Source organism: Streptosporangium sp. NPDC003464 (genome assembly GCF_053588315.1).
The window spans coordinates 1-13,346 of record NZ_JBSFPS010000272.1 but is presented as its reverse complement, the minus strand read 5'-3'; the positions used below and the strand labels follow the sequence as shown (position 1 = coordinate 13,346).

The 13,346-nt window shown below is 71.7% G+C and carries 9 protein-coding genes; 4 read left to right on the top strand and 5 right to left on the bottom strand.

Annotated elements, in window-relative coordinates; genetic code table 11:
• Positions 1 to 85 precede the first annotated feature (85 nt).
• Together arc and ACWDS7_RS39525 are read right to left on the bottom strand one after the other, a co-directional pair.
• Positions 86 to 1,849 (bottom strand): proteasome ATPase, encoded by a 1,764-nt coding sequence (gene arc, locus ACWDS7_RS39530; protein ID WP_306869126.1) that lies wholly within the window; start codon positions 1,847 to 1,849, stop codon positions 86 to 88.
• A gap of 205 nt (positions 1,850 to 2,054) precedes the next feature.
• The gene (locus ACWDS7_RS39525) at positions 2,055 to 2,924 is read right to left on the bottom strand and encodes a tRNA (adenine-N1)-methyltransferase (RefSeq protein WP_451933438.1); all 870 of its coding nucleotides are present in this window, start codon (positions 2,922 to 2,924) and stop codon (positions 2,055 to 2,057) included.
• A gap of 119 nt (positions 2,925 to 3,043) precedes the next feature.
• Here ACWDS7_RS39525 and ACWDS7_RS39520 point away from each other — a divergent pair, with 119 nt between their 5' ends.
• Positions 3,044 to 4,147, top strand: coding sequence for a GNAT family N-acetyltransferase (locus ACWDS7_RS39520; RefSeq protein ID WP_451933437.1), 1,104 nt, complete (start codon positions 3,044 to 3,046; stop codon positions 4,145 to 4,147).
• A gap of 18 nt (positions 4,148 to 4,165) precedes the next feature.
• Here the strand turns inward: ACWDS7_RS39520 and ACWDS7_RS39515 are convergent, their stop codons facing one another.
• Both ACWDS7_RS39515 and ACWDS7_RS39510 read right to left on the bottom strand, forming a co-directional pair.
• A complete protein-coding gene (locus ACWDS7_RS39515; RefSeq protein WP_451933436.1) occupies positions 4,166 to 5,389 on the bottom strand; it encodes an aminotransferase class III-fold pyridoxal phosphate-dependent enzyme in 1,224 nt (407 codons plus the stop codon).
• A gap of 73 nt (positions 5,390 to 5,462) precedes the next feature.
• Complete coding sequence (locus ACWDS7_RS39510) at positions 5,463 to 6,377, bottom strand: carbohydrate kinase family protein (protein ID WP_306869114.1); 915 nt, start codon at positions 6,375 to 6,377, stop codon at positions 5,463 to 5,465.
• An 81-nt stretch (positions 6,378 to 6,458) separates the two neighbouring features.
• Here ACWDS7_RS39510 and ACWDS7_RS39505 point away from each other — a divergent pair, with 81 nt between their 5' ends.
• Positions 6,459 to 7,058, top strand: a complete 600-nt coding sequence (locus ACWDS7_RS39505) for a TetR/AcrR family transcriptional regulator (RefSeq protein ID WP_451933435.1) — start codon at positions 6,459 to 6,461, stop codon at positions 7,056 to 7,058.
• On the opposite strand, the gene ACWDS7_RS39500 is transcribed toward ACWDS7_RS39505, so the two are convergent.
• On the bottom strand, positions 7,040 to 7,828 hold the full coding sequence (locus tag ACWDS7_RS39500) for a serine/threonine-protein kinase (RefSeq protein ID WP_306869110.1): 789 nt from the start codon (positions 7,826 to 7,828) through the stop codon (positions 7,040 to 7,042). The two genes, ACWDS7_RS39505 and ACWDS7_RS39500, sit on opposite strands and share 19 nt — an antisense overlap.
• A 112-nt stretch (positions 7,829 to 7,940) precedes the next feature.
• Between ACWDS7_RS39500 and ACWDS7_RS39495 the strand changes: the two genes are divergently transcribed.
• Together ACWDS7_RS39495 and helR are read left to right on the top strand one after the other, a co-directional pair.
• Positions 7,941 to 10,106 (top strand): cation:proton antiporter domain-containing protein, encoded by a 2,166-nt coding sequence (locus tag ACWDS7_RS39495; RefSeq protein WP_451933434.1) that lies wholly within the window; start codon positions 7,941 to 7,943, stop codon positions 10,104 to 10,106.
• 738 nt (positions 10,107 to 10,844) lie between these two features.
• Positions 10,845 to 12,992 carry an RNA polymerase recycling motor ATPase HelR gene (helR, locus tag ACWDS7_RS39490; protein WP_451933433.1) on the top strand — a complete coding sequence of 716 codons (2,148 nt, stop codon included), beginning with the start codon at positions 10,845 to 10,847 and terminating at the stop codon, positions 12,990 to 12,992.
• Positions 12,993 to 13,346: the final 354 nt, after the last annotated feature.

Below are 13,346 nucleotides of genomic sequence, written 5' to 3'. Positions count from 1 at the left end.
GGAAGGAGCGCCGCGCCGCCGTGGGTGGTGCCGGGAACGCCGGTGGCGCGGCCATCTCGGGGAACGCCGCGCCGCCGTGGGTGGGTCAGAGGTATTGGCCGGTGTTGGCCACCGTGTCGATGGACCGGCCGGCCTCGGTGCCCTGCTTGCCCGTCACGAGGGTGCGGATGTAGACGATCCGCTCGCCCTTCTTGCCGGAGATGCGGGCCCAGTCGTCGGGGTTGGTGGTGTTGGGCAGGTCCTCGTTCTCGGAGAACTCGTCCACGCAGGCCGCCAGCAGATGCTGGATCCGCAGGCCCTTCTGCCCGGACTCGAGGAACTGCTTGATCGCCATCTTCTTGCTGCGGTCGACGATGTTCTGGATCATGGCGCCGGAGTTGAAGTCCTTGAAGTACAGGACCTCCTTGTCGCCGTTGGCGTAGGTCACCTCGAGGAAGCGGTTCTCCTCGCTCTCGGTGTACATCCGCTCGACCACCCGCTGGATCATGCCCGAGATGGTGCCCTCGCGACTTCCGCCGTGCTCGGCGAGGTCCTCGGGGTGGAGGGGGAGGTCTTCGATGAGGTACTTCGAGAAGATGTCCTTGGCCGCCTCGGCGTCCGGCCGCTCGATCTTGATCTTGACGTCCAGGCGGCCGGGCCGCAGGATCGCCGGGTCGATCATGTCCTCGCGGTTGGAGGCGCCGATCACGATCACGTTCTCCAGGCCCTCGACGCCGTCGATCTCCGACAGGAGCTGGGGAACGATGGTGTTCTCGACGTCGGAGGAGACGCCCGAGCCGCGGGTCCGGAAGATCGAGTCCATCTCGTCGAAGAACACGATCACCGGGGTGCCCTCGGAGGCCTTCTCACGGGCCCGCTGGAAGACCAGGCGGATGTGCCGCTCGGTCTCACCGACGTATTTGTTGAGAAGCTCGGGACCCTTGATGTTGAGGAAGAAACTCTTTCCGGACTGGCCGGTCTTCTCCGCGACCTGCTTGGCCAGGGAGTTGGCGACGGCCTTGGCGATGAGCGTCTTGCCGCAGCCGGGCGGGCCGTACAGCAGCACACCCTTGGGCGGACGCAGTTTGTGCTCGCGGAAGAGGTCGGCGTGCAGGTAGGGAAGCTCGATCGCGTCCCGGATCTGCTCGATCTGCCGCATGAGCCCGCCGATCTCCTCGTAGGAGATGTCGGGCACCTCCTCCAGGACGAGCTCCTCGACCTCGGACTTGGGGATGCGCTCGTAGACGTAGCCCGAGCGCGGCTCCAGCAGCAGTGAGTCGCCGGCCCGGACCGGCTGGCCCAGCAGCGACTCGGCGAGCTTCACCACCCGCTCCTCGTCGGCGTGCGAGATCACCAGCGCGCGCTGGCCGTCCTCAAGGAGCTCCTTGAGCATCACGATCTCGCCGATGTCCTCGTATCCGAGGGCCTCGACCACGTTGAGCGCCTCGTTGAGCATGACCTCCTGGCCACGCTTCAGCGAGTCGGCGTCCACCGCTGGACTGACGTTCACCCGAAGTTTGCGGCCACCGGTGAAGACCTCCACCGTGCCGTCTTCCCTGCTTTCGAGGAACACGCCGAATCCGGATGGCGGCTGCGCCAACCGGTCGACCTCCTCCTTCAGCGCGACGATCTGGTCTCTGGCCTCCTTGAGGGTGGCCACCAGACGCTCGTTCTGGCCGGTGACGGCCGCCAGATTCGCCTGCACTTCATGGAGACGCTCTTCGATGACCCTGGCCTGCCGGGGAGACTCCGTCAGCTTCCGACGTAGCGCGGTGAGCTCCTCCTGCAGGAAGGAGACCTGTGTTGTGAGGTCAGCGACCTCCCGTTCGCGCTGCGCGGCTCGAGCCTCAGCGTCGTCGCGAGCTGCCACGGCGTCACCTCCTTCCCAGTCGAGACCGACTACTCAAAACCCTACCCATCTGGGGGCTGTCCGTTACCTGGTAGAGCAGTGTTCGTATGGCTACATTAAGTGGGCAATGATTAATCCCTTATGGTGCGTTTAGCCCTGGGAGCATGAGAACACGTCGATCTGTTCCCTTGTCACGGGTAAACGTACCGTCGTGGCCGAATCGTCATCATCTGGTGGAAGAACCGAGCTCTTCGCCATGTGCCCCCTTTGCCGGACGCCTACGACGGGGTGGTGGCGTCACCCCGTCCGCCATGCGGCGGGCGGTGACGAGGAAGCCGGTGTGCCCGACCATCCGGTGATCGGGCCGTACGGCCAGGCCCTCGACATGCCAGTCGCGAACCAGGGTCTCCCACGCATGGGGCTCGGTGAAACTCCCGTGTTCGCGGAGAGTTTCGACCGTGCGCGACAGCTGGGTGGTGGTCGCCACGTAGCAGCAGATGACACCGCCCGGCGTGAGCGCCTTGGCGGCGGCGTCGACGCACTCCCACGGAGCGAGCATGTCCAGGATGATCCGGTCGACGTCGCTCTCGTCGAGCGCCTCCACGAAGTCGCCCACCACCAGGCGCCACTGGTCCATCGGACCGCCGTAGAACTTCTCCACGTTCTTGGTGGCGATCTCGGCGAAGTCCGCACGCCGCTCGTAGGAGGTGACGCTGCCCTCGCCGCCGACGGCGCGCAGCAGGAAGCACGTGAGCGCCCCGGAGCCGACGCCCGCCTCGACGACGCGCGCCCCGGGGAAGATGTCGGCCATGGCGACGATCTGCGCCGAGTCCTTCGGATAGATGACCGCCGCGCCGCGGGGCATGGACAGCGTGTAGTCCTGGAGCAGGTGCCTGAACGCGAGATACTGGGTGCCGCCGGAGGAGCGCACCACCGACCCCTCGGGCTGGCCGATCAGCTCGCTGTGCGGGATCCCGCCCTTGTGCGTGTGGAAGACCCCGTCTTCCTTCAGCGTCACCGTGTGACGCTTGTTCTTGGGGTCGGTGAGCTGAACCTGATCCCCGGCCTGAAACGGCCCATGCCTGCGAAAACCCATGCCCGCAAGGTTATCGGCGTACGGCCGCCGCCCGGTCCGGCCCGGAGCCGCGCGCCCCCTGTTCAGGGGAGATCGGAAATGATTCGCCCACGATAGGGGTAGCTGATAGCACTTGAAGGGTGTTTCCTCGAGACGTGATCCCCGCCGGCCCGGTCGTCATGCGGGCACTCAGCACCGACGACGTGGAGCTGATCGCCCGCGCCTGCGCCGACCCGCAGATCCGGCGCTTCATCCCGACCGTGCCGGTGCCCTACACCCACGACGACGCGGTCTCCTACCTGAAGGTCGCCGAGCAGCTGTGGGAGAGCGGCGGCGCCTCCTTCGCCGTGGCGGACGCCGGCACGGACGAGTGGCTGGGCAACATCGGGCTCAAGCCCCTCGACTCGCGCGGCAACGGCGAGATCGGCTACCTGATCGCGCCGTGGGCGCGGGGCCGCGGAGCCGCCACGGCGGCCACCAGGGCGCTGACCGAGTGGGCCTTCGCCCACGGGGTGCGGCGCATGGAGCTGCTGGCCGACGTGGAGAACCTGCCCAGCCAGCGGGTCGCGCTGGCCGCCGGCTTCCACCGCGAGGGCGTGCAGCGCTCGGCCGAGGACCGGCGCGACGGCACCCGTGGCGACCTGGTCTCCTTCGCCAGGCTCTCGGACGACTCCGGTGACCGCACGCGGCCGTATCTGCCCCCCTTCCCCGGCGGCTCGCTGTCCGACGGCGTGGTACGGCTGACGCCACTGGCCGAGGCCGACGCCGACGACTACCACGCGCTGCAGAACCTGCCGGAGGTCGTGGCCTACAGCGTGCCCCCGCAGGCCCCCGATCCGGTCGAGAGCGAGACGGCCTGCCGGGAGGCGGGCATGCGCTGGCTGGCGGGCGACCGGGTCGAGGTGGCCGTCCGCGACGCCGGGACCGGCGTCTTCACCGGGCACATCCAGCTCACCTCGGTCATCCCGCCGCTGGGCCAGGCCATGGTGGGCTACAGCACGCTGCCGGAGTTCCGCGGCCGGGGCCTCACCACCCGGGCGGTGAGCCTGCTGGTGGAGTGGGCCTTCGAGCACACGCCCCTGGCCCGGATCGTCGCGGGCACCTCCCCGGACAACGTCGCCTCGCACCGGGTGCTGGAGGGCGCGGGCTTCCACCGGGAGGCCCTCCTGCACGGGCTGCTGCCGGGTCCCGACGGCACGCGCCTGGACGACCTGCAGTGGTACCGCCTGCGCCCCCCGGGGTAGCCGCGCGGCGAGGGGCCCTCAGTCGGCGCCGAACTCCGTCCTGAGCCTGGCGAAGGCCGCGTCGGTGCCCTGCAGGGCGCGGTCGATGTCGGCGTCGGTGTGGGCGGCCGACAGGAACCAGTTGTGCCAGGGGTGGAGGTAGACCCCCTCCCGCAGGCAGGCGGCCGACCAGAACATGCCCTTCTCCAAGGTGGCGTCGCCCTCGAAGGAGAGCCACGGGATCTGCGCCGGGCCGGTCTGGTTGACCACGAAGCCGTGGGCGGCGGCCTGCGCGGCCAGCCCCTCGCGCAGACGGGTGCCCGCCCGCTCCATCAGGGCCACTCCACCGATGTCGCGCAGGGTCTCGATGGTGGCCTTGGCCGCGGCCATCGGCGCCGCGTTGAACCAGAACGAGCCGGTGGAGTAGATCGTCTGGGCCGGGCCCCGCAGGGAGTCCACGCCCGTGACGGCGGCGATCGGGTGGCCGTTGGCCATGGCCTTGCTGAAGGCGTACAGATCGGGGCGGACCCCCAGGGTCTCCCACGAGCCGCCGAGGTCGAGCCGCCAGCCGCCGCGCACGTCGTCGATCACCAGCGCCGCGCCGATCCGGTCGGCCAGGGCCCGCAGGCCCCGGGCGAACTCGGCGGCGGCGAGCTCCTGGTCCTCGAAGGAGTCGTGCTTGAAGGGCGTCACGATGATCGCCGCGACGTCGCCCTCCGCCCGGGCCGCGGCCTCCTCCGCGCTCGCCAGGTCGTTGTAGGCGTATTCGATCAGGTCGGCGCGCTCGTTGGGGGTGGTGCCCGACGGGCTGGGCGTGCACCAGGGGTCGGCCCCGTGGTAGGAGCCGTGGGCCATGAGCACCTTGGTCCGGCCGGTGGCGGCCCGGGCGACCATCAGCGCCTGGGTGGTGGCGTCGGTGCCGTTCTTGGAGAACATCACCCAGTCGGCCTGCGGGATCGTCTCCACCATGAGCTCGGCGAGCTCCACGTAGACCGGGCCGGGCCCGTTGAGGCAGTCGCCGGCGGCGAGCTGGGCGGCGACGGCGGCCTCCACGGCGGGGTGGCGGTGGCCGAGCACGACAGGGCCCCAGGAGCACATGAGGTCGATGTACTCGCGGCCGTCCGCGTCGAGCTGGCGGCATCCCTGGCCGCCGACGAAGAACTGCGGGTAGTCGGGGCCGTGCAGGGCCGCGTTGAGGTGGCCGTACATGCCGCCCGGGACGACCCTGGCGGCCCGCTCACGGAGGTTGGCGTCGATGGACATGTGTCGTCCTTTCACAGTTGGGACGGTCGCGGCCGGACGGCCGGGGCCGCGCAGGCGGCCGGCACCGGCCGGCTCATCGGCTCTCCCGTAGTTCCTGTGCCCCGTCGAGGCCGGCGTCCGAGCCGAGCCCTCCGGCGACCCGGGCGGCCACCGCGGTGCCGAGTTCCGCGGCGCCGGTCACGTCGCGACCGTCGACCAGGCCGGCGATGAACCCGGCGCAGTAGGCGTCGCCGCAGCCGGTGGTGTCCACCACGGGGACGTCGAGGGCGGGCAGCCGGGTGAGGCCCGACGCGGTGGCGATCAGGCTGCCCTCGCCGCCCAGCGTGACCAGCACCGCCCTGGGCCCCTCGTCCAGCAGCGCGAGCGCGGCCTCCTCCACGCCGGCCGCGCCGCTCATCATGAGTGCCTGCTCCTCGTTGGGCAGCAGGTAGTCCACATACGGCAGAAAGCTCCGTGCGCCCGGCATCAGATCGGCCATATTGGACAGTAGGTCCATCGTGATGACCGTGCCCGCCCCCCGCGCCTCGGCCAGCAGGGCGAAGAAGTCCGGGTCGTGCAGGCCCCAGGTCGCGTCCATGCCGCCCAGGTGCACGACCCGCGCGCCGCTGACGCGCCCGCGGTCGAGGTCGGCGAGGGACAGGCCGAGGTTGGCGCCGGGCACGTGGAAGGAGGGGCGCCCCCCGTCGGGCCTGATGGGCAGGATCGAGGCGGCGGTCTGCTCGCCGTCCTTGCGGACGACGCCGGTGACGTCCACCCCGCGCCGCTCCATGATCATGAGGAGGAGGTCGCCGAGCTCGTCGCCGCCGACCGCCCCCATCGAGGCGACCGGGACGCCGAGCCCGGCCAGGCAGACGGCGGTCCCGGCGGCGGCGCCCGCCGCGGTGACGCGGATCTGCTCCAGCAGGTGGGTGTCCTGCCCGGCCGGGATCGACTCCACCGGCCGGGCGAGCACGTCCACGATGTGCACCCCGAGGGTGACGACAGTCATAGTGAGCCCTCCTCATGTCTTCAGCGGATAATAGACGGGCGCCCGAATACCGTGTCAACGAGGGAAACCAGGGAGGGCCGGATGCCGAAGATCGTCGACCACGGGGAACGCCGGGAGGAGGTCGTCGAGGCCGCCCGCCGCATCATCCTGCGCGAGGGCATCGAGGCGGCCACGACCAGGGCCATCGCCAAGGAGGCCGGTTACTCCAACGGCGTGCTCACCCACTACTTCGCCGACAAGGACGACATCATGCTGTCGGCGCTGCGCTCCTCGCACCGGCGCATCGTGGAACGGCTGCACGGCAAGCTCTCCGGCCGCGGCGGGCTGGCCGCGCTCCGCGAGCTCCTGCTCGACAACCTGCCGCTGGACGACGAGCGCGCCCGGGAGAGCGGGCTGGAGATCGGCTTCTGGAGCCGGAGCCTGACCAGCCCGGCGATGCTGGAGGCGCAGCGTGCCGAGGCCGAGGAGCTGCGCTATCTGGTGCGCAGCCTGCTCGGCGCGGCGGCCGAGGCCGGGGAGATCTCCACCGGGGAGGATCTCGGCGACGTCACCGAGCGGCTGCTGGCCCTGGTGGACGGGCTGAGCGTGCGCAGCCTGCTCTACCCCGGCCGGCTCGGCGCGCAACGCCTGGAGAGGCTGCTCGGCGCCGAGCTGGACCGGCTTCAGGCCACCAGCGCGTAGAGCCGGTCGGCCAGCCCCCCGGCGGTGGGCCGCCCGGCCACGTCCCCGATGCAGGCGTGCACCAGCTCGGCCAGCTCGGGCCCCAGGCCGGGGTGGAGCGACGGCGGCGTGCTGTAGACCTTGCGCAGGGTCAGCAGCGGGTCGTGGACGGGCAGCTCGCCGTACAGGCCGGTGCGGGTCACCGCCCAGTGCAGCGTCGCGCCGAGCGACCACACGTCCCCGGCGGGAGCGGGCCTGTCGCCCTGCAGCAGCGCCGGGTCGGTGAACTCCACCGAGCCGATGCCGCCCATCCCGGTCACCGTCGCCCCCGGCATCAGCACCTGCGACAGCCCCAGGTCCGAGAGTTTGCCCCCCTCGTCGGTGAGCAGCACGTTGCCGGGGCGGATGTCGCGGTGCACGATGCCCTCCTCGTGCAGCGCCTGCGCGGCGTGGGCCACGCAGGCGACCGAGCGCAGCGCCCGCTCCCGCGACGGCGGCTCGGCGGGCCTGCCCAGCGAGCCGCCGGGCAGATACTCCATCGAGTAGTAGAAGACCCCACCCTGCTGGCCCGCGTCGTAGAGCGTCACCAGGTACGGCGAGCGCACCGCGGCGAAGGCCTTCAGCTCGCGCGTGGCCCGCCGGAAGGCGTCGCCGCCGGTGCCCCCCACCACCTTCACCGCGACGTACTCGGCCTCGACCGGCAGGCGGCCAGGCCTCCTCGCCAGATAGAACTCGCCATGGTTGCCCGCCCCCAGCGAGCGGACGAACTCGTAGTCGGCGATGCCGTCCACCGATATCTCCCCTCCGCGCCTCACGCGCCCCTCGCGGCCACGTCCCGCACACGGTAACGTCGCCATGGTCATTCTCGGGGCTTTTCATTACGTACGGGAAGCGTGTTCGCAAGTGCTCCACGTGGATCTGCTCCTGCTCGACCTGGTGATCGTCCTGGCCGCCGCGCGACTGCTGGGGGCGCTCGCCAGACGGCTCGGCCAGCCTCCGGTCGTCGGTGAGATCGTGGCGGGCATCCTGCTCGGCCCCACGCTCCTCGGCCCGCTCATCGGCGAGAAGCTGTTCGGCGCGGAGATGCGCCCCCCGCTCCAGGCGCTGGCGAACGTCGGCCTGGTGCTGTTCATGTTCGTCGTCGGCCTGGAGCTGGACCAGAAACTGGTCAGGGGCAAGGGCCGGATCGCGGTGACCGTGGCGCTCGGTTCCACCGTGCTGCCGTTCGTCCTGGGCTGCGCGCTCGCGCTCGGCATCGCCGGCGACCACGTGGGCGGCGCCAAGACGCTCGCGTTCGTGCTGTTCATGGGTGCGGCGATGGCCGCCACCGCCTTCCCGGTGCTGGCGCGCATCCTCACCGACCGCGGCATGCAGCGCATCGCGCTCGGCGGCCTGTCGCTGGCCGCCGCCGCGGTGATCGACGTGCTCGCCTGGACGGTGCTCGCCGTGGTGGTGGGCATCGCCGGGGCCGGCGACGCCGAGGGGCAGTGGAAGGTCCTGCTCGCCGTGCCGTACGCGCTGGTGATGTTCCTGGTGGTCCGGCCGCTGCTGGCCCGGCTGGTGCCGGCCCACGAGAAGGCGGGGCGGCTGACGCCGAGCCTGCTGTCGCTGGTGCTCATCGGCCTCATCGGCTCCGCCTGGGCCACCGAGTGGATGCACGTGCACTTCATCTTCGGGGCGTTCATGTTCGGCGCGGTGATGCCCCGCGAGGGCGCCGAGCGGCTCAACCACGAGATCCTGGAACGGCTGGAGCAGCTCGCGGTGCTGTTGCTGCTGCCGATGTTCTTCGTGGTGGCGGGGCTCAACGTCGACCTCCGCGCGCTGGACCTGTCCAGCCTCGGCACGCTGGCCGCGATCCTGGCGGTGGCGGTCGGCGGCAAGCTGCTCGGCTCCTACGCGGCGGCGCGGGCGCAGCGGCTGCCCAACCGGCAGTCCTGGGCGATGGCCACCCTGCTCAACACCCGCGGCCTGACCGAGATCGTCATTCTCACCGTCGGCCTGCAGAAGGGCGTGCTCGACAACGAGCTCTACTCGCTGATGGTGGTGATGGCCCTCGTCACCACCGCGATGACCGGCCCGCTGCTGCGCTGGGTGTATCCCGAGCGGCGGATAGCCCGCGACATCGCCGAGGCCGAGCGGGCCGCCCTCGGCGAGAGCGCCGCCCACCGGGTGCTGGCCGTCGTCCCGGGCTCCCCCGCCGAGCAGGGGCCGCTGGCGGACCTGGCGGCCACCCTGGCCCGGGCCGCCTCCCCGTCGGAGGTGGTCCTCGCCCACCTGCGCCCCTACCCGCAGGGCCGCCTGGAGGTCGGCAACGGCCTGTCCTTCGAGCTCGCCGAGCTGGCCGAGACCCTCCACGAACTGGAGAGCCTCGCCGCCACGGCCCGCCGCCACGGCTCCGAGGCCAAGGTCGTGAGCCGGTTCAGCGGCGACGTGGCGGCCGAGCTGCCCGAGCTGGTCGGCGGCGCGCAGCCCGATCTGGTGGTGCTGCCGGCCGGCGTCCCCGGCTACGCCGGGATCCGCGCCGCCGCCGTCTGCCGCGTGGTGACGGTCTCCGCGCTCCCGGAGGCTCCCGGCCCCCAGGAGGGCCCCCTGGGCTCTGCGGCCTCCCCGGGCGTCCCCGGCCGCCCCCAGGCGCCCCTGGACGGTCCCGGCCTCCAGACGTCCGCGGGGCCGCCGGCCTCCGCCGGTCTCCGGACCTCCCCGGACGGCCCCGGCGCCCCGGGTTCCCCGGACCCCTCGGGTCAGGTCCTGACCGCGGCGGGGCCGATCGCGGTGCACCACGGCACCGGCGACGCCGCGGCCCACGTGGCGCTCACCATCGCCCTCCTGCAGGGGCGCCCGCTGGTCGTCGCCGGCGGCGGCCGGGCCTCGGCCCTGGCCCAGCGGCTGGCCAGACTCGGGGTGGCGGCCACCTCCGGCCCGGTCCCGGCCGGCGCGCTCGTCGTGGCCCCCGACACCGGGACAGCCGTGGACGGCGCCCACCTGCTGGTCCGCGCCGAGCAGGACGCCGACCCGGTGGACTGGGCCGCGGCCGTCTCCGCCGTGCGCGCCCCTGCGGACCGGCCCTGACCGGGGCGACGGCCGCTCCTGCTCCTGCTCCCGCTGCTGCTCCCGTTCCGGCGAGCGGGAGCAGGAGCACGGGCATCACCCGGGTCACGCCGCGCCGGGACACCCCTGCAAGGTCTTGTCACGGGCTCCGAGGAGGGTGAGGGACCTCTCGTCCGGCGGCCGCGTCCGCAGGCCCGTGGGAGATCCTCCTGGGCCGGCGGCACCTCCGTTACGTGGCGCGCCGTCGCTCTGCGAGGAGGAGGTCGTCCGACTGCGGCGGACGGTGAGGGAAAGGGGAGTGCCCACTCCTTTCCACTCTTAACGTATAGCGCACCGGGGGGCTTGCCACAAGACCCGGGTCGTGCCGCAGAATCGTCGGCCGAGGCCGGAACCTGCGGAAATCGGGAGTCACGAAGTGCGTGTGTTGTCGTCGACGTATGGGTCGCGCGGGGACGTCGAACCGCTGATGGGACTCGCGGTGAGTTTGCGGGAACCCGGCGCGGAGGTGCGGGTGTGCGCGCCGCCGGACGAGGAGTCCGCGGTGCCGGCGTGCCGCCGGTGCCCGCGTGAGCCACGCGGGACCGCCGAGCCAGGACCCAGAACACCAGAACCCGCAGACCCTGGCGGCCTGAACCGGCAACGGCCACGGGGCCACCTCAGGCGGAGCGCCGCCCGTCATGGCCACCAGGTCCGTCACGCCGGTCCGGACGCCTTGCCACGCGTAACGGCCGCAAGCCACCTCTAATCGGAGCTGATACCGTGAACCCGCTGACCACCAGCGCGTTTGACCTTCCCGACCACCTCTCCCCCAAGGCCGACCCGGCGCTGATCGCCGGCGACGAGCAGCACTTCGCGGCCATCGCGGAGAGCCTTGAGCGGTCGATAGCCGACCTGTCCGACCGCCTCGACACCGAGCGCAGGGCGCCCGGCGGCATCGGCCGGCAGGCGATGGACCGGGACTTGGAGATCCACCGGCTGACCGCTCGCCTGCGAGCCCTGCGCCGCTTCGGTCTGGACCTGTGCCTCGGGCGCATCGTCGGCGCGGACGACCCCGAGCCCGTGTACATCGGACGGCTCGGCCTCACCGACAGCGCGGGCCGCCGGCTGCTGCTCGACTGGCGCTCCCCCGCGGCTGAGCCGTTCTTCGGCGCCACCCACGCCAACCCGATGGGGCTGGCGAGCCGCCGCAGGTATCGCTGGACCCGCGGCCGGATCAGCGACTACTGGGACGAGGTGTTCACCTCGGACGGGTTCGAGGGGCACGCCGCGCTCGACGACCAGTCCGCCTTCATCGCCAGCCTGGGCGGCAACCGGTCGGCCCGGATGCGAGACGTGCTCGGCACCATCCAGGCCGACCAGGACGCCATCATCCGCGCGGGATCCCGCGGCGCTCTCGTCGTCGACGGCGGTCCGGGTACGGGGAAGACCGTCGTCGCGCTGCACCGCTCCGCCTACCTCCTCTACTCCGACCCCCGACTCGGTCACCGCCGGGGCGGCGTGCTGTTCGTCGGTCCGCACCAGCCCTACCTGGCCTACGTCGCCGACGTCCTCCCCAGCCTCGGAGAGGAGGGCGTGCAGACCTGCACCCTGCGGGACCTCGTCACCGAGGGAGCCGCGGCGGCGATCGAGACCGACCCGGAGGTGGCTCTCCTGAAGTCGTCGGCGGACCTGCTGAAGGCGATCGAGCCGGCCGTCAGGTTCTACGAGAACCCGCCCACCAAGGGGATGACGGTCACGACCCCCTGGTCCGACATCTGGCTGAGCGCCGACGATTGGGCCGAGGCGTTCGAGGCACCGGAACCCGGTACTCCGCACAACGAGGCGCGCGACCGGATCTGGGAGGAACTGCTCACGATCCTGATGGACAAGCACGACGACGACGTCTCGGCCGACCTGCTCCGGAAGTCGCTGCTGCAGGACAGGGAGCTGCTCACGACCTTCAACAGGGCGTGGCCGCTGATCGAAGCGGCTGACCTCGTCGGAGACCTGTGGTCGGTACCCGCCTACCTGCGGAAGTGCGCTCCCTGGCTCAGCATCGACGAGGTCCGGAAGCTGCAGCGCGGGGACGCCCAGGCCTGGACGGTGTCCGACCTGCCGCTCCTGGACGCGGCACGGCAGCGGCTCGGCGACCCGGAGGCGTCACGGCGCAAGCGCCGGCAGGAAGCCGTTCTCGCCGCCCAGCGCGAGCACATGGCCCAGGTCGTCGAGAACCTGATCGAGGCCGACGACGACGGCGAAGGGCTCGTGACGCAGCTGCGCCGAGCGGACCTCCAGCGGAATCTGGTCGACGAGTCCGAGCTGCCCACCCTCGACCCGGACCTGCTCGCCGGCCCGTTCGCGCACATCGTCGTGGACGAGGCCCAGGAGCTGACCGACGCGGAGTGGCAGATGTTGCTGCTCCGGTGCCCGTCCCGGAGCTTCACCATCGTCGGGGACCGCGCCCAGGCCAGGCACGGGTTCACGGAGTCGTGGCAGGAACGGCTCGAGCGGATCGGGCTCGACCGGGTCGACCTGGCCTCCCTGAGCATCAACTACCGGACGCCGGAAGAGGTCATGGCGGAGGCCGAGCCGGTCATCCGGGCCGCGCTCCCGGACGCCAACGTGCCGACCTCCATCCGCAGCAGCGGTGTCCCCGTCGTGCACGGTTCCACTTCGGACCTGGGCTCGATCCTCGACGCCTGGCTCGCCGCGCATGCCGACGGGATCGCCTGCGTCATCGGTGATCCCACGTTCCGGGCGACGTCCCGCGTCCGGTCGCTGAGCCCGGAGCTGTCGAAGGGGCTCGAGTTCGACCTGGTCGTCCTCATCGACCCGGAGGCGTTCGGCGAGGGCATCGAAGGAGCGGTCGACCGCTATGTCGCGATGACCCGGGCGACCCAGCGGCTCGTCATCCTCACGAGCTCCTGACGTCGGCCGGACGGCCCCCGCTCCCGGTGTGGACCTCGGCGTGCTCACCCGCGCCGGAGCTGTCGTGGTGCGCGGCGACGACGGTGGCGCGGGTGCGTGCGGGCTACGCGTCCCTGGTGTTCCACTGTCGCGGTCCGTGGGGCGTGGGCGGCCGGTGGTCGTGGGGCCACATGCTGGAGGACACGGCGGCGGTCGTGGCCGGACTGCGCGAGATGGAGGCGGCCGGCGACTCGTGGCTGCCGGCCGGGCGGCACGGCGTGGGCCGTGCACGGTCACGTTCTCGACCGGTGACGATTTCAGCGGCTGGCCGACCGAGGTGTCCTACCACGCCGACGAGCCCACGATCGAGTTCCT

What these genes read in the sequence shown, in the direction of transcription:
- ACWDS7_RS39525 (WP_451933438.1), bottom strand. Translation starts at nt 2,924, where the DNA reads ATGGGTTTTCGCAGGCATGGGCCGTTTCAGGCCGGGGATCAGGTTCAG.
- ACWDS7_RS39505 (WP_451933435.1), top strand. Translation starts at nt 6,459, where the DNA reads ATGCCGAAGATCGTCGACCACGGGGAACGCCGGGAGGAGGTCGTCGAG.
- ACWDS7_RS39515 (WP_451933436.1), bottom strand. Translation starts at nt 5,389, where the DNA reads ATGTCCATCGACGCCAACCTCCGTGAGCGGGCCGCCAGGGTCGTCCCG.
- ACWDS7_RS39510 (WP_306869114.1), bottom strand. Translation starts at nt 6,377, where the DNA reads ATGACTGTCGTCACCCTCGGGGTGCACATCGTGGACGTGCTCGCCCGG.